This is a genomic window from Acanthopleuribacter pedis (assembly GCF_017377855.1).
Taxonomy (GTDB): domain Bacteria; phylum Acidobacteriota; class Holophagae; order Acanthopleuribacterales; family Acanthopleuribacteraceae; genus Acanthopleuribacter; species Acanthopleuribacter pedis.
Map to the genome: position 1 here is coordinate 444,174 of NZ_JAFREP010000002.1, position 22,231 is coordinate 466,404.

General features: G+C 56.2%; 18 protein-coding genes and 1 pseudogene. 7 read left to right on the forward strand and 12 right to left on the reverse strand.

The genetic code is table 11. From position 1 onward, the window contains the following. Nucleotides 1-4 precede the first annotated feature (4 nt). A complete protein-coding gene (locus J3U88_RS03310) occupies nt 5-1,264 on the forward strand; it encodes a hypothetical protein (protein WP_207856709.1) in 1,260 nt (419 codons plus the stop codon). A gap of 309 nt (nt 1,265-1,573) precedes the next feature. Here J3U88_RS03310 and J3U88_RS03315 read toward each other — a convergent pair whose 3' ends face one another. The 8 genes from J3U88_RS03315 to J3U88_RS34585 all read right to left on the reverse strand — a co-directional run bounded on the left by J3U88_RS03315 (nt 1,574) and on the right by J3U88_RS34585 (nt 11,028). Beyond that, nucleotides 1,574-2,254, reverse strand: coding sequence for a lysophospholipid acyltransferase family protein (locus tag J3U88_RS03315; protein WP_207856710.1), 681 nt, complete (start codon nt 2,252-2,254; stop codon nt 1,574-1,576). A 546-nt stretch (nt 2,255-2,800) separates the two neighbouring features. Further along, the gene (locus J3U88_RS03320; protein WP_207856711.1) at nt 2,801-5,902 is read right to left on the reverse strand and encodes an efflux RND transporter permease subunit; all 3,102 of its coding nucleotides are present in this window, start codon (nt 5,900-5,902) and stop codon (nt 2,801-2,803) included. Between the two features lie 8 nt (nt 5,903-5,910). Beyond that, entirely contained in the window at nt 5,911-7,104 is a 1,194-nt protein-coding gene (locus J3U88_RS03325) for an efflux RND transporter periplasmic adaptor subunit (protein ID WP_207856712.1), read from the reverse strand. Next, nucleotides 7,101-8,321, reverse strand: coding sequence for a TolC family protein (locus tag J3U88_RS03330; RefSeq protein ID WP_207856713.1), 1,221 nt, complete (start codon nt 8,319-8,321; stop codon nt 7,101-7,103). The genes J3U88_RS03325 and J3U88_RS03330 overlap by 4 nt, the downstream gene beginning before the upstream one ends. A 374-nt stretch (nt 8,322-8,695) precedes the next feature. After that, nucleotides 8,696-9,115, reverse strand: coding sequence for a hypothetical protein (locus tag J3U88_RS03335; RefSeq protein ID WP_207856714.1), 420 nt, complete (start codon nt 9,113-9,115; stop codon nt 8,696-8,698). Between the two features lie 601 nt (nt 9,116-9,716). Continuing rightward, the gene (locus J3U88_RS03340; protein WP_207856715.1) at nt 9,717-10,214 is read right to left on the reverse strand and encodes an RpnC/YadD family protein; all 498 of its coding nucleotides are present in this window, start codon (nt 10,212-10,214) and stop codon (nt 9,717-9,719) included. 124 nt (nt 10,215-10,338) lie between these two features. Next, nucleotides 10,339-10,746: a hypothetical protein gene (locus J3U88_RS03345; RefSeq protein WP_207856716.1), complete on the reverse strand. Its 408-nt coding sequence runs from the start codon at nt 10,744-10,746 to the stop codon at nt 10,339-10,341. 159 nt (nt 10,747-10,905) lie between these two features. Further along, complete coding sequence (locus J3U88_RS34585) at nt 10,906-11,028, reverse strand: hypothetical protein (RefSeq protein WP_279382462.1); 123 nt, start codon at nt 11,026-11,028, stop codon at nt 10,906-10,908. A 258-nt stretch (nt 11,029-11,286) separates the two neighbouring features. On the opposite strand from J3U88_RS34585, the pseudogene bamJ reads away from it, so the two are divergent. The 6 genes and pseudogenes from bamJ to J3U88_RS03375 form a co-directional block, all read left to right on the forward strand. Next, nucleotides 11,287-11,697: pseudogene (gene bamJ / locus J3U88_RS03350) on the forward strand (BamJ family beta-barrel-assembly machinery protein); the annotation flags it as partial. A 363-nt stretch (nt 11,698-12,060) separates the two neighbouring features. Further along, nucleotides 12,061-13,593 (forward strand): virginiamycin B lyase family protein, encoded by a 1,533-nt coding sequence (locus J3U88_RS03355; protein ID WP_207856718.1) that lies wholly within the window; start codon nt 12,061-12,063, stop codon nt 13,591-13,593. 112 nt (nt 13,594-13,705) lie between these two features. Continuing rightward, nucleotides 13,706-14,857: a histidine kinase gene (locus tag J3U88_RS03360; protein WP_207856719.1), complete on the forward strand. Its 1,152-nt coding sequence runs from the start codon at nt 13,706-13,708 to the stop codon at nt 14,855-14,857. Beyond that, complete coding sequence (locus tag J3U88_RS03365; RefSeq protein ID WP_207856720.1) at nt 14,850-15,650, forward strand: LytR/AlgR family response regulator transcription factor; 801 nt, start codon at nt 14,850-14,852, stop codon at nt 15,648-15,650. Before J3U88_RS03360 ends, J3U88_RS03365 begins: the two co-directional genes overlap by 8 nt. Before the next feature lie 228 nt (nt 15,651-15,878). Further along, the gene (locus J3U88_RS03370) at nt 15,879-16,400 is read left to right on the forward strand and encodes a hypothetical protein (RefSeq protein ID WP_207856721.1); all 522 of its coding nucleotides are present in this window, start codon (nt 15,879-15,881) and stop codon (nt 16,398-16,400) included. A 377-nt stretch (nt 16,401-16,777) separates the two neighbouring features. Beyond that, the gene (locus J3U88_RS03375) at nt 16,778-16,936 is read left to right on the forward strand and encodes a hypothetical protein (protein ID WP_207856722.1); all 159 of its coding nucleotides are present in this window, start codon (nt 16,778-16,780) and stop codon (nt 16,934-16,936) included. A 169-nt stretch (nt 16,937-17,105) separates the two neighbouring features. Here the strand turns inward: J3U88_RS03375 and J3U88_RS03380 are convergent, their stop codons facing one another. The 4 genes from J3U88_RS03380 to J3U88_RS03395 are packed head-to-tail and all read right to left on the reverse strand — an operon-like array spanning nt 17,106 to nt 21,671. After that, nucleotides 17,106-18,485 carry a sigma-54-dependent transcriptional regulator gene (locus J3U88_RS03380; protein ID WP_207856723.1) on the reverse strand — a complete coding sequence of 460 codons (1,380 nt, stop codon included), beginning with the start codon at nt 18,483-18,485 and terminating at the stop codon, nt 17,106-17,108. Beyond that, nucleotides 18,482-19,678 carry a sensor histidine kinase gene (locus J3U88_RS03385; RefSeq protein ID WP_207856724.1) on the reverse strand — a complete coding sequence of 399 codons (1,197 nt, stop codon included), beginning with the start codon at nt 19,676-19,678 and terminating at the stop codon, nt 18,482-18,484. Before J3U88_RS03385 ends, J3U88_RS03380 begins: the two co-directional genes overlap by 4 nt. Then, on the reverse strand, nt 19,678-20,304 hold the full coding sequence (locus J3U88_RS03390) for a hypothetical protein (RefSeq protein WP_207856725.1): 627 nt from the start codon (nt 20,302-20,304) through the stop codon (nt 19,678-19,680). Before J3U88_RS03390 ends, J3U88_RS03385 begins: the two co-directional genes overlap by 1 nt. Then, nucleotides 20,301-21,671 carry a BamA/TamA family outer membrane protein gene (locus J3U88_RS03395; protein ID WP_207856726.1) on the reverse strand — a complete coding sequence of 457 codons (1,371 nt, stop codon included), beginning with the start codon at nt 21,669-21,671 and terminating at the stop codon, nt 20,301-20,303. The genes J3U88_RS03390 and J3U88_RS03395 overlap by 4 nt, the downstream gene beginning before the upstream one ends. Nucleotides 21,672-22,231: the final 560 nt, after the last annotated feature.

The window sequence follows — 22,231 nt, forward strand, 5'->3', positions numbered from 1 at the left end:
TAAGATGAAAGCCCTGTTACATAATCTATTGATTTTTTTGGTGGTTTCGCTCGTTCTTGGTTCGGCGTTGCGTTTTTGGCCCTACCTCGTTTATCATGCCCCGCTCCAAGATGTCCGTACCGTCAATCCCGTGCTGCCGCCGTCCCCGGACGACACCGTCTTTGAGGAATTGCGTGCCTTGGGAAGCGACCTTCACGACTTAAAGTTCAGTGGTACCCTGGACGCTGCCTTGCGTTCCGAAAATGCCGTTGGTTTTTTAACCGATCATTTCGAACAAGCGCAAACCGCGCTTGCCTGGTATCGCGCGGATGGTGCGCAACGTTTGAGAGAAGATGCGCCTACCCGATTTGCACGGATCCCGGTTTTGTTGGTTGGTGTGGATCCCAGCAACACGCCGACCGCCTTGGAAGTGTTCCGCTTGCATCGTCTTTTGTTGATTTATGCCGGCCAAGCTTTTCAAAACGGGCAAACGGAAGAAGGGTTGGATGCGTTTCGTTTCTCCCTCGCATTGGGCGACTATCTCCTGCAACGACCACCGCTTGAACGTCTGTATCTCGCCGACGTGGTCCTCACCGAAGCGCTGCACTTTATGACCGAGGTATTGCCCCGAGAGCACTTGACCGAGGAATTGGTCGCCGCCGTTCCCAGTCGTGCTGAATTGGATGGGGCTTTAATCGACGCCTATTGGCTGCGCGCCGTGGTCATCGCCAATTTCGCCGATGATCCTTATAAAATGTACAAAGCCATTAATCCCAACTTCAATCCTTGGGTATTCCAAATCATGGGTGGTTACCACCGCACCCACACGATGAACATGATTGATGAGGATTTTCTCGAGTTCCAAGCCGACGTCGCGGGTGGGATTGACCAAGTTCGTTACGGTCGGCGGCTGCTAAACACACGGCCTTCACACTTCTTCTCTTTTAATCCCATTGGTAAAAAGTTCATGTCCGTGGGGGCCTTGGTCCAGCCGGATGCGGAGGAAATCGTGGTGCGTCACGGCCACGTCATCGCCTTGGCCGACATGGTTCGCCTACACGCGGCCCTTGCCGCCCAGGGTGCGGCCTGGGATGGGGCCCTCATCGAGGAAACCGCCGCGCGTCTTGAATTGCGCGATCCCTTTACCAATGCGCCCTACCGGGTAAATCAGCAAGGATTGGTGGAGGTCTTCGCACCCGAGGACCCGCGCCGCCAATGGACCGTTCAGCCCGCCTGGATCATGCGCGGCATGCAGGGGCCCGCCGCGGCGCAACCTAAATCTTAGCCCGCATTTCTCACAAGCAATTCTGCTACGGGGCAACCCATGCGATTACGAGGGGGCGGCCTTCCGCATTACTCGGTCGAGCAATACGCGACGTAGCGCTGCTACGCCGAATGGTCGGCCCCGCGAAGGGTCGGCCCCGCTCCGTTTGCGCTTGGTCGTAATCTTCGGACTCACAAGGCTTTCAGCTTCTCGCGACGAATCCTTGTGAGAATTGCGAGCTAGCCATGGCGGTTTGGGTTAAAAAGTTTGTTCTGAAACGAGGCCCACGCGGTTTTATTATTGCCTTCGCCCCAGATTTGGAGAAACCGTCTAATTCTTGAGTTCTTCCGTAATCGGTTGATCTTCCAGTTTGATGTTGGGATCGGTGTCGGTCATGATCGATTTGCTGTTGGCCGGGCGCGGTTTTATGGTGCTTTGCTTCTCTGGGAATTTTCCTTTCACGCCACGTGATTCGTAGAATTCACGGATCAATTCGAAATCGGCCTCGATGTCGCCGCTGGGGATTATCACTCTCCCATAACCCACTTCTTTATGGCCCCAGTCGAGGAAGCCACAGATGATGGGTACCTTGGCCGCGAGGGCGATGTAGTAAAAACCGGTGCGCCAATAATCGCCGCGGCGGCGCGTCCCCGAGGGCGGGATCACCACATTCAGTGTCTCGTGTTTGGCAAACTGTTCGGCTACTTGGTCGACCATGTTGTTCTTTTTGGAGCGGTCGATGGGAATGCCGCCAAGGGCTCTGAACAAGCGGCCGAAAGGTGGGCGAAAAACCGAGGCTTTCATCATAAAAGAGATTTCTTGTTCCGTTGCGAAACAGTAAAACAACATGTGGGGCATGTCCCAGTTGGTGGTGTGGGGCACCGCCAGGGTGATGTGTTTGTCGACATCGGGAACCTCGCCGACCACTTTAAAGCCAGCCAGTTTGAGATAAAATTGCCCCATGGTGCGTCGCAGAAACAGCCACAACTTCGGACCTTTGACCTTTGCCATAGAAACGGAAATCCTGTTCTTGGAACGGCGCTTACGCGCAACAACCAATGTAATGAATTCAAGCGGGGCCGGTAGAGAAAGCGCGGCGAGGTTCACCTTCGGTTGAATCAGAGCGCATCTCATTCGGGCGTGGTTTGGTGAAAACCGCGAGGGATTGGTACCGAGCCCGCCGTCCTTCGGAACCCCTTTTGCCGCTGAAGCCCCCCTCGTGGGCCGTCCATGGGTAGGACGTCGAGGGGATCCGAGGTGGTGTTTTCGAAGCTTGCATAGGTTGGCAAATCGTTCGAATACTCGCCCCACATCATAGGCTTTTTTCTTGCAATTTGGGGAGTTTTCCCGCGAGCCGGGCCGTTTTTTTGGCCAAGTATTGTTCGGCGGCACGCTTGGTGAGCGATACGGGCCGGGGAAAAACAACATCCGCATCGGATTCTAAACGGTTTTCTTGACGTTTGCGTCAGTTTTTTGAAGGAGACTTCATTTTTTACAGGGACCCCAAAAGGGAACAACGGCGGGAGGAAGGGGATTCTCTTCCTCCCGCCGCGCATTTTAAGCCGCCCGCTGCATCGGGTTCGGCTGTGTTTTGTGTTCCCGAGCGGGGAAAAGCCAGGCGTAAAGTGACGGGAGCAGGAAGAGCGTGAGTGTCGTCGCGCTGATCAAACCACCGATGACCACCGTGGCCAAGGGGCGCTGGACTTCCGCGCCGGCACCGGTTGAGATCGCCATGGGAAGAAAGCCTAGGGCGGCGACCAGGGCCGTCATGAGGACCGGGCGCAACCGCAGCAATGCACCCTCACGTGCGGCGCTTGGGCCGTCCATGCCCTCCGCGCGCAACCGTTCAAATTGTCCGACCAGCACTACGCCGTTCAGCACAGCGATGCCGAACAGCGCGGTGAAGCCAACGGCTGCAGAAATGGAAAACGGGTAATCTCGCAGCCACAGGGCGAGGATTCCGCCGCTGACCGCCATGGGAATGTTGGTGAGAATCAATAAGCAGAGCCGGGTGGATGCGAAGACGTGGATCAACAGTGCGGCGATAAGCAACAGCGCGATGGGCACGAGGATCATCAGTCGCCGGCCTGCCTGGACCAGGTTTTCGTACTGACCACTCCAGCCGATAAACCACCCCTCCGGTAAGTCCAGCTCGGCATTGAGTTTTTGTTTGGCTTCGCGCACAAAGCCGGCGAGGTCGCGGCCGCGCACGTTGACTTCCACCGTAATGCGGCGTTGGCCCTGTTCACGGCTGATTTGGGCCGGCCCGGTAACCGAATCAATGGCTGCCACTTGACCCAGGCGCAGGTTGCGGCCCCTTCCGTCAAACAGAGGGAGGTCGGCCAAGGATGCGGGATCGTCGCGTAACGCCTCGGGGAGACGGATTTGTAGGGGGAAGCGACGTTGTCCCTCGAAGACCGTGCCGACTTGGAGCCCGCCCATGGCCGCGATGGTTGGTAAAACCGTGTCGGCACTGAGGTAATGCCGGCCCAGGGCGGCGCGGTCTAAGGTGACGCGTATTTGCGGCAGGCCCGATACTGTTTCGGGGACCACGTCCGCGGCACCGTCCACCGAGGCCAGCAGTTCCGCCGCCTGATCCGCGACCCTGACCATGGTTTCAAGATCGTCCCCGTAGATTTTTAGGCCCACGTCGGAACGAACCCCCGCGATCATCTCGGAAAGCCGGAGCTCAATGGGTTGGGAGAAGCTGTATATCGCGGCGGGGACCTCGCGATGGAGCACTTCTTCCATGGCCGTGACCAAGGCTTCCCGGTTTGGGTAACGCCATGTTTTCCGGGGATGGAGCAAGACGTAGCTGTCGCTAATTTCAACACCCATGGGGTCGGTGGCGATTTCCGCGCGTCCGGTCCGGGAGATGATCGTGCGAATTTCCGGGAATTGTGCGCGCAGGGTTTGCTCAACCTGGGTTGAGATTTGATTGGATTTTTCCAGGGAGATGCTGGGCAGGCGGAAGATCTGCATGGCAATCGCGCCTTCGTCCAAGCGAGGCATGAAGGCCGCGCCCAGCCCGGGAATGAGTGCAAAGGTCGCAAGAATGATCAACCAGGATAGGGCCGTCAAACGTTTGGGGTGGGGAAGTGTATGGTGGAGAAGGCGCCCGTACACACGTCGGCAGAGAACAAAGACCCAGGGCTCCTTTTCTTTGGGTCGGGATAACAGCCACATTGCCAGGACCGGCATCAACGTGAGCGCGCAGGCCAGGGAACCCAGGAGTGCGAAAACCACCGTAAGCGCCATGGGTCGGAACATCTTTCCTTCAATCCCGCTAAACGCCAGGATCGGCAGGTACACGATGATGATCATGGTCACCCCGAAGGTCACCGGCCGCGCGATTTCGAGGCAGGCCGCGCGGACCTTCTCGCGGTGCGGACGGGGATCCGTTGCGTGGTGGTTGAGGTAACGAACCACGTTTTCGATGAGTACCACTGAGCCGTCGACGATTAAGCCGAAATCCAAAGCGCCTAAACTCATCAGGTTGCCGCTGATCCCGAACAGCCGCATGGCGCTGAAGGCGACCAGCATGGAGAGGGGAATGGCCGCGGCCACGATCAAACCCGCGCGAACATTGCCCAAAAACAGGAGCAACACGAGAATGACCAGTAAGCCGCCTTCGACCAGATTGCGTGTGACCGTATTAATGGTGCGTTGCACCAAATCCGTGCGATCGTAAAAGGGTTCAACGATCACGCCTTCCGGCAGGCGCTTTTGGATCTCGCCGAGTTTGGTGTCCACCGCGGAGGCGACCGTACGGGCATTGGCGCCCATGCGCATCATGACAATGCCGATCACGATTTCACCATGGCCGTCGCGGGTGACCGCCCCTTGGCGCAGGTAGGGGGCGGTTTCAACACGGGCTACGTCGCGGACCCGAACGGTCACACCCGTCCGGGGATCCGTGCGGATTACGGTTTCGGCGATGTCCCGCGCGCCGGTATACAAGGCTTCGCCCCGCAGGAGGTATTGTTCGCCACCGTGGGCAATGGTGCCGCCACCCGCGTTTCGGTTTTCCGATTCGAGGATAGCCGCCAGTTCCGGTATCGTGACCTGCAGCGCCGCCATGCGGTCGGGCTGGACCGTGACCTGGTAGGTTTTGAGGAAACCTCCAAAGGCGTTGACTTCCACCACACCGGGAACATGGCGTAACGCGGGTGTGACGACCCAATCAAGCATTTCACGCAGTGCTGTTGGGTCATGGGCTTCCGAACGAATTTCAAATTGGTAGATCTCCCCGAGGCCGGTTGAAACCGGTCCCATTTCGGGTTCGCCGTATCCCCGTGGGATTGCCTCCCGTGCTTCGCCCAAACGTTGGTTGATCCATTGACGTGCCGCGTAGATATCGGTGCCGTCCTCAAAGACCAGGGTCACCACCGAAAGACCGTATTTGGTCACCGAACGAAGTTGTTGAAGGCGCGGCAAACCCGCCATCGCCGTCTCGACCGGAAAGGTTACAAAACGTTCCATGTCCTCCGCCGCCGTGCCCTCGGCCGTGGTGATCACTTGAACTTGGACACCCGTGATGTCCGGTACCGCGTCGATGGGTAAATCGCGTACATTCACCAGGCCAAACACCACGATGCAGAGCCACAAGGCCGCGATGATGACCGGGTTGTCGAGGGCGAAGTTAATCAAGGTGTTCATATGCCCTCCTAATGGCTGTGCCCGCCCATGGCCGCTTTCTCCGCCATGGACTTCAGCAAAAATAAATCGCCGACCGCGATGTTCTGATCCGCGTGCAACGGGCCTTGGACCGCGACCCAGTCGCCTTGACGCGCGGTAACCTGGACCGGCAAGCTTTCGACCGGATGTCCCGACTTTACAAGGTAAACTTGGTGCCCGCCCTCAGCGCGTTGGACCGCGTTGCTCGGAAGCAGCCAGGTCGAGGTTTCGTCCTTCTGTTTAGGGAAAAAGGTGACTTCGCCAAACATTCCCGCCCGTAACACACCCTCGGGATTGGCCAGCGCGGCACGCACCTCCAAGGTTCGCGTTTCCGAATCCAGTTCGGCGCCCAAATAGGCACAGGTCCCCTGGAATTCTCGGCCCGGCAGCGCGGCCAGTTTCAGGCTCATCGGCAAGCCAACCTGAAGTTGGTGGATATCGGTTTCCGGCACACGTGCCACGACCCACACCCTGGCGGCATCGACGAGGGTCACCACGGTGTCATGGGCTTCCAGTTGTTCACCCTGGCTGACATGTTGGTTGGTGATGGTGCCGTCAAAGGGCGCCTTGAGTTCGTAGTGCGTCAACGAGCCCTCGGGGTTTTGGATCAGTGCTTCAATCTGTTGCTCGGTTAATCCGACGGCGATCAGCGATTGCCGCGCCAACCGTTCGTTGATACGCGCGGTTTCCCAAGCCTGTAAGGCATCCAGGTAATCCTGCTCGGGTGTGATTTGATCCTGCCACAGGCTTTTTTCTCGCTGGTAGGTGCGGTCCGCGAGGCGCAAACGTGCGGCCGCCGCCAGGAATTGGGCGCGTGCCTCTCCCAGTTCGCGACTTTCGAGGGTGACCAACACCTCGCCCTTGCGAACCTGGCGACCCCATTCGCTGTGTACTTCGCGCACGAATCCGCCCAGCCCGGATTTGAGGTGGGCGATGCGTTTCGCGTCAAACTGGATTTCCGCGGGGCGGCTGAACGCCTCGCCAAGGCTGCCTTGTTTGGGTTTGACCAGGGTCAACCCCAAAACCCGTGGATCTTGGATGCTGTTCTCCGCGCCATGGTCATCCGCGCCATGATCATCCGCGCCATGATCGTGACCGGGTCCGCCGATCAATACCGGCAATAGACTGATAAGGAGGAAGGCCGACAATAAGGTTCTCAATTGGAATTTTTGGGATGGATTCATGGGGCGTCTCCTTGGCTGGGGGTCTCAGCGGGTTCGGTGAGGAAGTGTTTGCCGCTCAGGTATTCCGACGCAATGAGCAGGTTTACACGTTCCCGCTGGTCGTCAATAAGGGCGCTTTCGAGGTGGAACAATGCGCGTTGCGCTTCCAGTACATCGAGGTAGGTGAATTTTCCCTGGCGGTACCCCTTTACGGTGGCTTCAAACAGGTGTCGCGCCGCCGGCAAGAGTTCTTCGTTTGTGGCGGACAAGCGGGTGGTTACCTGGTCGAGCCGGGTAAGGGTGTTCTGCCAAGCTTGTTGGAGGTCGCGGCTTTTCCGTTGCCGGGTGGCTGTTTGTTCGGCGATCTCGCTTTGGGCATAGGCGCGCGCGACCCGGTTTCGTCGCCACAAGGGCAGGGTGACGCTAAAACCCAACAAGAAACTGTTTTCGGTGCTTTCGCTTTGCCAACGCCGGCCGAGGGTGACCGCCGGCTCACCGAAACGCTGTTTTTTCGCAAGGTCTCGCGCGGTTTCGGCTTGTCCAATGCGTGCATCCATTAAGGACAGGTCGGGATGGGTGCGCCACGAGCCCTTGCCGGTAGGCGGGCTCAAATTCTCGCCGGGCCAGGGGGATGTGAGCCGCGGTGGATGGGTGGCTGTTGCACCCCAGATCGCGAGAAGGGCCGCGCCATTAATGTGGCGTGAACGCTGGGCTTCATCCAGTGCCAGTCGGGCGCGAACCACCTGCAGTTCCGCCTTTTTTGCTTCGAGCGGTGCGACTTTTCCCGCCTTTACCTTGCGGCCGGCGATGGCGGCGACCTGTTCGGCCAGCTCGAACTCTGCTTGACGGACCGCAACCCGTTCTTGATCGGCCAACAAATCAAAGTAACGGTTGAGGGTTTGGGTTCGCAGATTTCGCGACAGCTGCGCGGCAAGGGCTTGGTTTGCCATGGCTTCTTGTTTCAGGTTTTCTTTTTGGAGTCGGACCGCGCCGGGTAGGGGCAGGGGTTGAGCGATCGTTGCCGTGTATTCGGCTTGCCCCAACCCGGATTCGCGGCCGCTGAAGCGCAGCTCCTCGATTTCCGTCTCAAGCGTTGGGTTTTGCAAGCGGCTAACCTGGTTGAGCGCGGTCGTGGTTGCGAGGCGACGGGCGTTCAGCGCCGCATGCTCGGGAGCGAACCGGGTGGCGTGTTGCAGACTTTCTTCAAGCGATAATTCAGCGGGTGGCTGGGCGGACATCGATCCGATCCAACCGAGGAGAAGGCATATCAGGACCATGCCCTTCAAAAGAGGAAAAAACATAAGAACACTCCCTGTTCGTGTGAGGAGGTGATTTCATGGATGCAGAACGGCGAAGCGGATCGCATGGTACGTCGCTTCTTTGGTTCCGGTGTACCGCGTTGGTAGCCCGCACGCTGGAAACCCGCACGCCGGAAGCCCGCACACCCGCGTCACCGTTGTGACGGGTTGGGGGAGGTATCCGGGAATGCCGGTTGTTTTGGGTGGGGGCGACCGAGGCCGTGCGAACCTAATCGGGGCAGAGCAAAGGCGCGGCAGGGAAGCGCGGTGATGTGTGGCGCTTCGGACCGATTAGGAAGGAGCGTTCGGTGGGATCAAATAAGCAAGACGATGGTGGCGCGCAGCGAGGTGGGCCAAGGTAGCGGTGGGGGCCGAGGCGCCGCCGGCATCACAATAGCCGGGGTTTGGTCGGGGTGGAACCCGACGGGAAAAGGCGCGGCGATAACGATTAATGCTGTCGGTTGGAGGACGTTGTTTCCTCGCTGACTTTCGATGTTTTCGATGCGTACATCGCGGCAATCGCCGCAATGGGTGTCGGATTCTCCGTTCGTTAGGGTGTCGTGGTCATGGCTTTGCGGTGAAAAACAATCGAAACAGGTGTTGTTGTGCGCCAACTCAAAAGAGGCGTGACCGTCCGCGCCGACACACCAAACCATGCCGGTGGGAACCGGCGCGGCAAGGATCAGGAACAGTTGGATGGCGGTTACCGGCCGAAGCCCTAAAACACGCGTCACATTTACCTCTACGAGGGGTTAAGGATTGCGGGATCAAAGTGTCGGTGTCTGATCCACGATAGAATCTTCGAGAAATAATTGGGAAAGTTCAATAAAAAAGATTGTAAATTGTGATTTTCATACATTTGTTAATAGTGAATTATTAGTATCGCATGGTTTTTGAATATTTAAAGTTGTGAGACTGATAAAGCAAGATCATCATCATTCATTTTGTGAAACATTGAGCCTTGGATTTGTGTTGATGAAATCGGGCAGGTTTTGGTGCGGAACCGGTTGGCAATAGAAGGGTCAGGTTTTCATAAGTGTGGGTTGTGCCTGGCAGGTTGAACACCTGTTCTCCCAAAAACGACTTGCACAGGGGGGCCAAGCCCGGTTCATTGCGATGAACACCCGGCGGCCCATTGTGTTGCCCAAAATTGGAAGTCTATGGGCTGGAGATTGCAGTGGTTAAGGCATTCAAGCGCTAACGTACGCTGATGCGTTCAGCAGATCCAAGGTGTTCTCTAAAAAAGGAAGGCCGGGGGATCCGGCCTCTTCCTTCAAAGCGATGAAAACACCCGCTTAAGGGGCGAACCACCGCCGTGAACGTCACTCGTCCAGTTTAAGCGCCAAAGAGATCGGCGAGCGAGTTGGTGTCGCCGGCGCGGTTGATCCAAATCGAAATGCGTGGATGATCGGCGGTTTCGATCCGTTGAACTACCGCTTGGGGCAAGATGCCGTATTTGCGGGTGAGCATTTGGATTAAAGCCTGCTGGAAACCTCTCCGAATACCCTCTTCGCGGCCCTCTTCGCGGCCTTGAACGTAGCCTTCTTGGCGTGCCATTTTCTTCAGGGTTTTTTGGATCGATGATTCCGAATAGAGCCATTCCTCCGCGTTCATGTCGCCGCCTCCTATCTCGTTGCGAAGTTGTTCTCTGAAATTTAGGTTTAAGTCGTCGGGTAAGTCAAACATGGTATCAATGAAACGAAACAGCGCGATGAGGCGCCTGTGATCGAAGGAGCGACCTGCCAACTGACGGATGAGGGCAAGTTTGGTCTCGACCTGAAGATCGGACGGCTTGCCGAGGTTGAGGGCTTCTAAATGGGCTTTTACCGCCATGGCGAAAAGATTGTTCTCTTCAACCTAAGAAGCGCGATAACTCGCGGTGATTTTGACTAAACCTCTGGGCTGCAATGGCCCGAAAAAATACTCACCGCACCCAGTGGGTGCGCCTCCGTTTTTTTCAAGCCATTTCGCTCCAGATCTTTAGCCAAAACCTCTCGCTCTTATCGCGCTTCTTAGGTTCAAGCCTGGCCGCGTGGATTGTCAAAAAGTCGGTGAGTTTCGCCGTTGGGAACGCGACCCGATGGCAAAACCCTAAGGTTTTCCTTTCATAAGCACTTGGGTGCCAGGAGGTCCTGGGATCACCCAAAATTGCCATGCTTGCAACCTCACAATCGTAGTGAAGCCATATCCGAACGTTGTACACGACCATCCGCTTGGCAAAGATCGCGTGGACCTGATTTTGGAACTCCAGGTGTAACAAAATCACGCATGGGTCGCCGTCCTTCAGATGAACGCGAAACAACTTATCGGCAATGCGTGTTCCGATCTTGCCGCCCGGGGTGCCCGGTGGCAATTCGGTACTCAAGGGCATGACCGGATGGGTCCAATCGATGGCTTGATACCTAAGAGGCGCGATAAGAGCGAGGGGGTTTGGCTAAAGATCTGGAGCGAAACGGCTTGGGAAAAGCGGAAGTGCACCCTTGGGTGCAGTGAGCATTTTCACTAGCCGTTGCAGCCCAGGGGTTTAGTCAAAACCACCGCGAGTTATCGTGCTTCTTAGGTAATCGGCTTCCGGCCAAAAGAACTGGGTAAACTCTTGGAAAAACAACTCCGCAAGGTTTTTCCAAGGCTCATCAAACAATGCCATTTGTTCTCCTCAACCTAGGTTTGTAGGTTGCAGGGAGAACCGTGTGGTTTAGCTTGGAACGCAATCTAATAGGTTATTCGCTTATTTTCAAGCCCTAAATGAGATTTTTTTAAAAGACGATTTTTATTCGAGAATGGAATAGTTCGGAAAAAACGCCCCTCTCTTTCTTCTTCCGCTTCCCTGCATCCCTTCACCTTGTCCCATCACCACCTATGGTATGGTTGCCGGGCCGGTCGTGTTCCTTGCGGCCGGACCATTTCACAGCAAGGAAGTGTTATGAGCGATCACAAACAAGAGGGTCTCGATTTTCTCGCCGAAAACGGAAAAAAAGACGGCGTGGTGACCACTGAATCCGGTTTGCAATACCGTGTCATCGTGGATGGCCGCGGCAATTCGCCCAAGGCAACCGATGTTGTCCGTGTCCACTATGCCGGCCGTTTGATCGACGGCAAGGAGTTTGACTCCAGTTACAAGCGCGGTACCCCCGCCGAATTCCCCGTCAACGGCGTGATCGCCGGTTGGACCGAGGCACTGCAACTCATGAAAGAGGGCGCCAAGTGGGAAGTGTACATTAAATCTGATTTGGGTTACGGCGACCGCGGTTATCCCGGTGCCATCCCCGGTGGTGCCGCCCTCATCTTTGAAGTAGAACTGATCGAAGTGCTTTAATTTGCGGGTGCTCAGGTGACGGTTGTTTCGCCCGTCACCTGACTTACCCCCTTCTTTCGTTTTTCCTCAGAGGCGCGATATGCGTGGGGGATTTTGGCTAAAGATCTGGAGCGAAATGGCTTGGAAAAAGCGGAGGCGCACCCACTGGGTGCGGTGAGTATTTTTACAGGTCGTTGCAGCCCAGAGGTTTAGCTAAAATCACCGCGAGTTATCGCGCTTCTTAGGTTTTATCCCCGACCCGTCATACTTTGTCCCCGCTCGCTTGGGTTTCGTCCCAAAACCGTCGCCGCCCCCGGCCACATCCCGCAAGCTGAGGTTCCGAACCAAGGGTTCTGGAATTTTTGAATCGTATGAGGTGTGTGCATGAAATGGGTTGGTTTGCTGTTCGTTTTACAGATGACGGGTGTTTTTGCCTTCCAAACCGATGTGGTCCTGCCGTGGGTGACCCACAATGAACAATTTACGTCACAAGTAGGGTTTGAGAACCCGCAAAACCTGGGGGTCCGGGTCACCGTGACCTTGTCCGGCCGCGACATCGAGAATCCCCAAACCACGGTTCTTCTGAATCCCTTTGAACAGCGGCACTTAACCGTGGAACAGATGTTTCCCGCGCTGCCCGCCGGCACCGGTTTTAACCTGCGCATTACCAGCGAAGCCGAGGACATCCGCGCCGGCCTGGTGCTTCACGCCACCACCACCGAAAGCCGCATGTCGCCCGCGCAAGTTCATGCCTTGCCCGCCGAAGCAGCCACCAACATGATTGTTTTTAGTAACCTGGTTCAAAACGAAAGCGATTTTTCCTCGCCCGTCGTCATGAACATGGGTGACAGCGAAACCGAGGTGACCTTTTATCCTTACCGCTGGGGTCGTACCGGCGCGCCCGTTACGCGCACCCTGGGCCCTAAAAGCTCCCTTGCCGAAACCATGGTCGATCTGTTCCCCGAGCAACCCGGTGTTTATTACGTGATCGCCTCCGCCGATCAACCGCTGTTGGGTACCTCGTTTTTCTTTAACAGCCAACGCGAGCCCTCCATGTCCGCCGCCCGCGCCATCGACGGCCTGCCTCGAATCAACAGCGGCACAACAGTCGCAACCCTGGCCCAAGATGTTGGTTTTGTCGACGCCGTGACCACCGATGCCGAGGGCAATGTTTACGTATCCGACTTTTTTGGTGGTGGAAATTTTAACGACATTCGCGGTACCAACATTCTTAAAATGGCCCCTGACGGCACCGTCAGTGTGCACGCGACAGGTTTTGACGGCCCGCTCGGCCAGGCCTGGGACGCCGCGGGCAACCTGTATGTCGCCAATTGGAACACCGGCGAAGTACGCCGTGCCACCCCCGACGGCCAGGTTACCGTTTTTGCCGAAGGTTTTAACGGCCCCTCCGGTCTGGCCTTCGACAGCAACGGCAACCTCTACGTGGCCAACTACCTCGACGGTCGCACCATTCACCGCGTCGCCCCCGACGGTACCGTGGGCATCTTTGTTCAGTCCGACGAATTAAACGGTCCCGTTGGGATTGTGTTTGATGATCGCGGTGAGCTTTATGTTGCCAATTACAACGACGGTAAAATCTTCGCCATCGAAGATGAAGGCGAAATGCGGCTGATCACCCAATTGCGGGGCCCCGACTTCTTTACCATCGGTTACATGACCTTCGCTAAAGGGAACTTGTACGTGACCGCCATTGGTGAAAACAAAATCTACCAAATCTCCCGCGACGGCGAGATCCGCGCCTTTGCCGGCACGGGTGAATTCAACGTGGTTGACGGCGCGGGCGAGGAAGCACTTTTTGCCCAGCCCAACGGCATTACTGCCTCCGCCGACGGCAACACCCTGTTCATTACTTCCTTCGCAGGTCGCATGATCCGCTCGTTAACCGTTCCCGATTAATCGTTCCATCAACAAGTTCCCATCGGGGCGGTTGGGGATTCTACACCCCGGCCGCCCTTTTTGCCGTGAATCCCGCGCGGATTGGTTAAAATGCCGGCTAAAGGAGTGTCATGTGGAAGCTGCCCCGCGACTGACCGTTACGCCACCGTCCCGCCGCCACCAGGCCATGGTGATTGCCGCGATTGTGTGTTTTTGGCCCCTGCTTTGTGGGGTGGTCGCCGGCAATGGTTATTTGCGTCGCCCACCGCAAAGCACGCGCACCTATGCCTGGCTTTTCATCGACCAAATGGGGTTTTACATGCCTTTTTTGGTGGTGACCCTGTTTGTATTTTTTCTCGCCTTGGCGCAACAACGGCGCGGTGTTTCCCTCAAGAACATGATCTTGGTTAATGTCGCGGCCAGTTTGGGCTGGATGGCCTTTTATTCCGTGTACGCCATTTGGTGGATCCTTTGGCACCGTGGTGCCGACATGAGCCAATTTCGTCAGTATTTCACCCAGCTCCACGGGATTAATTCGCTGTTCGACTACAGTATTTATTGGTACATCGCCACCGCCGTTTACGCCGGGGTCCTGTATCGAGAAGCGCAAATCCGCGCGCGCCAGGCCGGCGACCTTGCCTTGCGAACCGCCCAACTCGAAGGGTTGCTGGTCAAAAGCCAATTAGAAACACTCAAAGCCCGGCTCCAACCCCATTTCTTATTTAATACCCTAAACTCCATTTCCTCCTGCTTCCGCACCGGCGAAAACGAGCTGGGTCTTTCCTTGCTCGTCAAACTCTCCGATCTGTTGCGACACGCCCTCAACCAAGGCGAGCGCCGCATGCACCCCTTGCGCGCCGAATTGACTTTTATTGACCTGTACCTCGACATTGAAGCCGTGCGTTTCGAAGACCGTCTGCGCATTGAACGTGACTTCCAAGCCGAGGCCTTGCCGGTGCCCGTGCCCGTCATGATCCTACAACCCATCGTCGAAAACGCCATCCGCCACGGTGTTTCACAATCCCTTGGACCGGCTTTGTTGCGGCTTCACGGCGTGGTTCAAGCCCAACAATTGGTATTTGCCGTGTACAACGATGGGCCGTTGCTGGAGGAAAGCCGCATGGACGATGGACGTGAAGGGATTGGGCTGCGCAACACGGTGGAACGACTGGAACATGAATACGGAAACAAAGCGTTTTTTCAAATCGAAAACTGGGAAGCACGCGGTGTGGTCGCCACCATCACCCTGCCCATGACCAAAGGGGAGGAGGGCGCGGATGGCTGACCGCATTCGCGCGGTGATTGTTGACGATGAAAAACCCGCGCGGCGCAACCTGACCCATCTCCTGGGTGCTGAAACCGACATCGACCTCGTGGCCGAATGTGCCAACGGGCTCGAGGCCCTGGCCGCCGTTGAAGAGCACCGGCCCGATCTGATGTTCCTCGACATCCAGATGCCGCAAATTACCGGGTTTGATGTGTTGCGTCGCATCGAAGACGCCCACATGCCCACCATCATTTTTGTGACAGCCTACGATGCCTTCGCGGTAAAAGCCTTTGAGGTGAACGCCCTCGACTACCTGCTCAAGCCGTTTGACGACCAGCGCTTTCAGCAAGCCCTCGCGCGGGCCAGGGAACGGATTCACGGTGATCGCGGTGGCGACGAAACCGCGCTAATGCGGCAATTGCTCACCCGCTTGGAGGCCAAAACCGAAACCGCGCGCGAGGCACCGCAAGCGAAACCCGAGCCGTTGACCCGATTTATGGTCAAACAAGACGAGCGTTACTTCTTCGTTCGCGTCGAGGACGTGGCCTGGCTGTGCTCAGCCGGAAACTATGTCGCCCTCCATCAAGACGGCAAGGAACATCTGGTTCGCGGGACTTTGACCGAAACCGCGCGTCGCTTGGGACCGGGATTCCTGCGCATAAGTCGGACCCACATCATTAATGTAGACGCCGTTCAGGTCTTCGAACCCCAATTCAACGGGGAATACGTGGCGGTGATGCGGGACGGCGCGACCTTAACCATGAGCCGGAAATACAAACAAATCTGGGGCAAACTCTTTCCCGGTCGATGATCCATGCGGTTTTACAAGAAGTTAAGTCTCATAAATGCAGTTGACTAGCGATGTGGCGCGATTTTTTTCAAAAAAATGAAAAAAAGATTGTCGCTTTTTCCTCGGAACTGCACGTTACTTAGTGAGGCGCCTTGAACCACCGCTAAGCGGCGGACAAGTCCTCGGACCATTTTTAACGTTTCAACTTATGTTTCCATCAACACCGGCGGGTGTTCCCAGGAGGAATCGATGGGCCGTGTCTCTAAATATGTTTCCGATCAGGTATTGCAACCCCGTGTCGATGTCGCTTGTGGTCACTGCCGAAAGTTTGGCAAACCCGTATTACCTTATTATGGTTATATTGTCGATCCTGATAAGGCCGCCCGCCCACGTCAGGCGCATTTAGATCCATTTGTATCGCAACTATGTACAACCTGCATGAATAGTGACAATACCGCCAAACACGAACATCAGGTGGAGCATGCCGGCCGTAATCTCGCCGCTTATCAGGTGCCGGTCGTGTCCGCCGCCAAAGCCTTCCATCAGTTACCTGACGTTTTACCAACCGGTGCCGACTTTGTCTGGCCGTTCTGCTGTGATGACTTTTGCGAATGGCTGGGAACCGCTCGCGATGAGGAAGAACGTCGCGCATGGTGTCAACACGACGCTTGGCAATCAAAATCCAATGAAAATCCTGCGAAAACGGGTGTGCTTCATCTCTTTCGTTGTGGGTCATGCGAAAAAAATTATACCAACGAAACGCAACGCTAGTTGGCCGTCCGGTTGCGCTTGTCATCGACTTTTTTTACCCAAAGCCTTTTCCGAATAACATTACCCAAAACTTCGCTAACCGATTCGTAAGCGAACCGAGATAAACAACCAAAGATTCGAATTTTTAATTTGAATCGCAAGCCGAAACTTAACCATAAAGCGGCGTGCCTTCAAGCATTGAAACAATGCCCACGGCCATTGTTGCGCCTGGTTAAAACGCTTCTTGAGTTCCGAAAAAACTATGGCTGGTAATTATTGGAACTCAACGGCGCCAAAACAGATAAACAAACATAATAAGGCTTTGTGCCTGACATTTTTTAGGTGGTTTTGAAATGAGAGAAATTGGTAAAACATTGTTGTTTTTCGGTGTAGGTTCTATGGTTCTATTTTTTCTGAACATGGAGTTCATTATTCTTACCTGGGTAGACATGTGGGGCGAGGGCATTGGCTGGGGCATTCGGTTTGCCATGGTGATTGCCGGCATCGCCTGTTTCGTGATGGGCGGCGCCGCGGAAGAAGAATTCGAAGAAGCCTAAAACTTCCGCTGCTGTCTTAACCAAACATCTATTGTATTAGGCGACGAAATCCTTTGGTCTGTTCTGTGTCTTATCTTATAAAAACCAATGATTTATAAAAAAACGAAAAACCCCTCGGCCGTTCGGCGTCGTGGGGTTTTCTCTTTTGGGAACCTGCAAACCATCCTGATTAACTTTTCTTGCGGTGAATGCCCAGCGCCGCCACCTTGGTATGCAAATAGGTGCGGTTGATCGAGAGCTGTTGGGCCACCTTTTTCATGTTCCAGTTGGCCCGGTGCAACACTGTTTCCAAATACTCTTTTTCGCATTGGGCTTTGAACTTTTTCCACGGCATGGTCGGTATCTCGGAAATGCGCAACAGTCCGTGGGGCGCATGGTTTTCTTTTTCAAAGATATGCGATGGCAAATCGGCCGTGGTGATCGGGTTACCCCCAAACACCACCAACTGTTCGGCCAGGTTGCGTAACTCGCGGATATTACCTGGCCAGTGGTAGGCGTTGAGCACGTCTAACAAGGCAGCGTCCAACTGTTTCATACCGGTTTGGTGCTGCACACAAAATTGGTTCACGTAATAACTGAGCAGTAATTTGATGTCGCCGCGCCGTTCCCGTAACGGCGGTACGTGAATCGGCAAACTGCTCAAGCGGTAGTACAAATCCTCGCGAAAGTTGCCCTGCGCCGATTCCGCCTTGAGGTCCTTGTTGGTTGCCGCCAACACCCGCACATCCACCTTTCGTTCCTCGCGGTCACCCAAGCGACGCACCTTGCCGTCTTCCAGCACCCGCAGCAAACGCGCTTGCAAGGGGAACTCCATGTCGCCGATTTCATCCAAAAAAAGCGTGCCGCCGTCGGCTTGCTCGAACAGCCCGATTTTGGTACCGACCGCGCCGGTGAAGGCACCGCGTACATGACCGAACAATTCGCCTTCGATCAGGTTGGTGGGGATCGCGGCGCAGTTAATTTTCACAAAAGGTTTATTCTTGCGTGGGCTGAGCCGGTGGATGGTTGCCGCCACCACCTCCTTGCCCGTTCCTGATTCGCCCGTGATCAAAATGCGCCCGTTGGTGGGGGCCACCTTCTCGATGCGGCGCATTGTGGTTTGGGTGGCGGGATCCTCGCCAATCATGGGTTTAGAGGTGTTCAGGCGCTGCTCCAAATCAGCGACTTTTAAACGAAGCTGTTGTTTCTCCAGGCAGTTGCGTACCGCGTACAGCAAGCGCTCATCCGAAAAAGGTTTTTCGATGAAGTCGTGAACCCCGGCTTTCATCGCCGTGAGCGCTTCACTCACCGTTGCTTCACCCGAAATGACAATCACCCGCGGCAGCAGATCGCGGTCCAAACGTTCGATCCAGTCCAAACCGCTTTGACCGGGGAGGCGAATGTCGACCAACATCACGTCCGGTGGACCGCCCAGGCGCAATTGTTCGCCCGCCGCCTCGGCCGTGGGCATCACTTCGACCTGGTGGCCGTGATCCGTTAAAAACAAACCCACATGCGCGCCGATTTTCGGGTTGTCCTCAATGATCCAAACCTGGGTTTCCCGTGTCATGGCGCTACCTCCGCTTGCAAATAAACGCCGAAGCAAGTGCCGTTTTGATCCGTGTGTTGCAACACCAAATCACCACCGTGGTCCAACATGATTTTTTTGGAAATCGCCAAACCCAAGCCCATGCCTTCGCCCACATCTTTGGTGGAAACATAAGGCTCAAACAGCGTGTCTTGAATGGCCGGGTCAATCCCCGGTCCGTCGTCACGAACCTCGATCACCACGCCGCCCGCTCGTGCATGGGCGCCCATCAAAATGGTGCCGCCGCCGTCGCCGATGGCCGCCGCCGCGTTGTTGCACAAATTCACCAGCACCAGGCGCAGCAGCCGTTTGTCGAGCATCGCCGACAGTTGCGGTTCGCCGTCGATTTGCAACAAAATACCCGGCCAAGTCGCGCTGTAAAACTTCACCAGACTCGCCAAAAAGGGATCCAAGGGTTCCGGCGCCAATTGCGGTGTCCCGATTTTCGAAAAGGAGGTGAAGCGCCGGGTGAATTCGTCTAACTGCCGAATTTCCTCCTCAATTGATCGGCGTGCCGCCTGAATCGCCTCGGCATGATCCGGCGCCGCCCGTTGGCAAAGCTGGCTCAGGTTTTTGGTTTCCAAGCTCAAGGACGTGAGTGGGGTTTTGATTTCATGGGCAATCCGACGCGAGGATTCCTGCCACTGCTGCAAATTTTCCAACTGTTTCACCTTGCGGCGGCTTTGGTTAAAGGCTTCGCCCACCTCGGCGATCATGCTGTCGATGCGGCCCAACAAACCGCCGGTCCCCGTCACCTGAATCGGTTCCCCCGCCGCCAACTGCTGCAAATGCCCGCGCACCAGGTTCAAGCGACGGCCCAAGAGCAATTGATGACGGATTTGCAACACCGACAACAACAGCAGGGCCGCCGTGAACAAGGCCGCGGGTGCCAGTTGGTAGCGGCGCGACAACTCCTCGTGGGATTCACGCAGGACTTCCATGTTTTGCAGCAACAATTGGGTTTGCTCGAACTGTTCGCGGTACAGGGCCGCGTGTTCGGGATCCAATTGGGCCAGCGCTTTTTGGTTGTCGATGGCGTCCATCAGGCGTTCGCTCATCTCGGGATTCAAGGCCAGTTTCAGCCAGGGATTGACCAGCTTATGTTGGGTGGTGTAGAAGGCGCCGAGGAACAAGGCGCACATCACCGAAAACACCAGGAGTTGGCGCTGCAACATCAGCCACCCCCGTCCAAACGCCATTGCCAACGCACCGTGCGAATTGTTTTGCGACGAATGCTTTTGGACATCAGCACCTCAAAAATGCCGCCGCCGTCTTGGCTTTCATCCAAAACCCGCTCGCGCGAGGAGTCGGTTTGGCCCGTCGTCACCGCGTCTGGGACGCGCAGCACCTTGGCAAACCAATCCTCGGCCACGCGGCCTTCGCCGCGCGAGAAGGGAATCAGACGTACCCGGCAGATCAGGTTTTGTGCCGCCGGCCCGGCGCGCGGCGCGATGCGCAGCGGATCCTTTTGCAGCCAAGCCGCGGTTTCTTCCAGGCTGGAAAAACGGTAGGTGCCGACCCGTCCGCCCGCGTCGAGGCGGTTGATCATAAACACCTCGTCCCAAATTTCGTAACGGATCTGCATCATCGCGTAGTACTTGCGTTCGTGGTCGGGTTTGAACTGGGCTTCCAATTCAAAGGTCGTGGTTAGGCCGGAGTACAACTTTTTGCGCACACTGGCGTCTTGCAACAGTTCAAGCGGCAGCGCCACGCCCCACCAGCCGTCCTCGTCAAATTGGAGGCGGGGTGCATCGCCCAGCGCGGACGGCACCAACAACAGCAGCAACAGCCACCCCGTCATTGGACGCCCTCCGCCGGGAGCTTGGGTTGCGGCGGACGGGGCGGACGGCGCTCGTCCTCGCGAATATCTTCCCAGCGCACCACAAAGCGGGCCAAACCCCAACGGTGGCGCCATGTAAGTGCCAGATTCAGTTCCGTTGTTTCCTCCGAAAGGCGTTCCTCGTTGGCGACCCCCCAGCCCGCCGTGAGGTCGAGTTTCAATTCGCCGTAACGGCCGTTGCCCGCGTGGCCGAGCACATCCAAGCGGGCCCCTACCTGAAGCGACCACTGATTAAAGGGTAGCCGATCCGGAACCCGCTCGCCGCTTTCGGCGACCGCCTGGAAATCGTCGCCGCGCAGCCGCACCTCGCCGTTGAGGTCGATTAGCGCGTTGATGCGTTGGCTGAGCGTGGGGTATTCCTGCCAGCGTAGGTTCCACAGCAGCCGCTCGGTTTCGCGGCGGCTTATCGCGGGGGGTGGGAGAGGGGAGAAGTCGATGCCGCCGAAGGTCGTTGTTTGCGTGTTAAAGGTGAAGCCGGATTCAATACGCCGTCCGCTTGTGGCTAATACCGCATCGTCGCTGCTGTCGTAAAACCAGCCGAGCCGACCGCGCAAACGTTCGTCCTTAATCGTGGTACGCATCCGTCGCCGCGGCTGTTCGAAGGTCAGCTCCTCCTCAAAGGAATCGGCCGTGAAGGAAAGCCAGTGGTTGCCCTGCACCGGTACCGCCAGGGTAAGGGCCGCCAAAATGGGGCGTTCCCGCGTGAATTGAACCCGTTCCCGCGGTCGCCGATCAAAAATCTCTTCCGTGATGCGTTCCGTCCACTGGAAGTTGAGGTTAAACAAAACCCGTTTGTTCAATAAGTTGTAATGGGTCAGGCCGAAATCGACCGGTTTCCCGTCCGCGAAATCGAGGCTGCCGTCCTCGCTAAAGAAACGGGTGGTGGCATAAACCATCGCGTGTTTTCCGAAAAACCAGCGCGCCCCAATCGACCAATCACCAACCCCGTCCAGGGAGCGCCGGTCAATCTCGTCTAAGTCGAAGTCCTCAATCGGGCGGCGATTCGAATCTGTATCAATATATTGAAGGCGAAACACCAGCGGCATGGTTTCGACAATGCCGATCACCAAGGTGTAGGTTCCGTAACTCGTACCTTTTTTCATGGAGAAGTCGACTTCCAACACGAAGGGTAAGCGCGCGATGCGCCGACGCGCCGAGGCCAACGCCCGTTCCGTATAAGTCTTGCCTTCCTTGAGGCCGGACTCGGAACGGATTACCGCTTCCGTTCCCCAGCGGGCACCGTCCACTTCAATGGCGGTGAGCGGGAATTCGGCCGGGGACGTTGGATTTTGGAAAACAAGGCAGGTCCATAACAGCAAGGACAACATGAGGCGGGTTCCTCCTGGCGCAAATGAGCCGCGGGGCAAGCGGCGTGGAGCCTAAGAAGCGCTGAAGTGAGGGATTTTGGCTAAAAATCTGGAGCGAGTTATCGCACTTCTCAGGCGGAAGGACCTAGAGCAAAGGCGATGCCGGTTTGACGGGTGCTGCTACCCCGACAACATCGCTGTTTTCAACACTTAGCGCACCCCAAGTGGGTGAGCCGCGAGCGGTGTGTTGGTTTTTCCCAACACTACCCTAAAAGTGTCGGTAAAAAACGAAAAAATGCCGCTTTTCTTGGGTGAACCGGAAAAATGCAAAAATGTGATCGCGGTTGGTGCATTTAATTCTATTTTTATCAAAGGGTTAGAGAAATCTTACAACAACCAACCGATCCGCTTTGAATCGGGCACGGGCGTCATCCGGCCAAGTGAACCACCCACTTTTTGGGTTTTTCTGAAAAAACCAACACGCTTGCCCGGCGAATGCAGCGGTTTTTGCGAGGCTGTTTTCTAAGTGTAATAAATTAAAATGGTTAAGGTTGTTGTTGGGAGTTGGCACGGGCCTTGGA

Bases quoted from the DNA above. Each gene is read 5' to 3' on its own strand.
- J3U88_RS03395 (WP_207856726.1), bottom strand. From the start codon at position 21,671: ATGTTGTCCTTGCTGTTATGGACCTGCCTTGTTTTCCAAAATCCAACG.
- J3U88_RS03330 (WP_207856713.1), bottom strand. From the start codon at position 8,321: ATGTCCGCCCAGCCACCCGCTGAATTATCGCTTGAAGAAAGTCTGCAA.
- J3U88_RS03390 (WP_207856725.1), bottom strand. From the start codon at position 20,304: ATGACGGGGTGGCTGTTGCTGCTGTTGTTGGTGCCGTCCGCGCTGGGC.
- J3U88_RS03380 (WP_207856723.1), bottom strand. From the start codon at position 18,485: ATGACACGGGAAACCCAGGTTTGGATCATTGAGGACAACCCGAAAATC.
- J3U88_RS34585 (WP_279382462.1), bottom strand. From the start codon at position 11,028: ATGGCATTGTTTGATGAGCCTTGGAAAAACCTTGCGGAGTTGTTTTTC.
- J3U88_RS03365 (WP_207856720.1), top strand. From the start codon at position 14,850: ATGGCTGACCGCATTCGCGCGGTGATTGTTGACGATGAAAAACCCGCG.
- J3U88_RS03325 (WP_207856712.1), bottom strand. From the start codon at position 7,104: ATGAATCCATCCCAAAAATTCCAATTGAGAACCTTATTGTCGGCCTTC.
- J3U88_RS03310 (WP_207856709.1), top strand. From the start codon at position 5: ATGAAAGCCCTGTTACATAATCTATTGATTTTTTTGGTGGTTTCGCTC.
- J3U88_RS03315 (WP_207856710.1), bottom strand. From the start codon at position 2,254: ATGGCAAAGGTCAAAGGTCCGAAGTTGTGGCTGTTTCTGCGACGCACC.
- J3U88_RS03385 (WP_207856724.1), bottom strand. From the start codon at position 19,678: ATGTTGCAGCGCCAACTCCTGGTGTTTTCGGTGATGTGCGCCTTGTTC.
- J3U88_RS03375 (WP_207856722.1), top strand. From the start codon at position 16,778: ATGGTTCTATTTTTTCTGAACATGGAGTTCATTATTCTTACCTGGGTA.
- J3U88_RS03355 (WP_207856718.1), top strand. From the start codon at position 12,061: ATGAAATGGGTTGGTTTGCTGTTCGTTTTACAGATGACGGGTGTTTTT.
- J3U88_RS03320 (WP_207856711.1), bottom strand. From the start codon at position 5,902: ATGAACACCTTGATTAACTTCGCCCTCGACAACCCGGTCATCATCGCG.
- J3U88_RS03340 (WP_207856715.1), bottom strand. From the start codon at position 10,214: ATGGCGGTAAAAGCCCATTTAGAAGCCCTCAACCTCGGCAAGCCGTCC.
- J3U88_RS03370 (WP_207856721.1), top strand. From the start codon at position 15,879: ATGGGCCGTGTCTCTAAATATGTTTCCGATCAGGTATTGCAACCCCGT.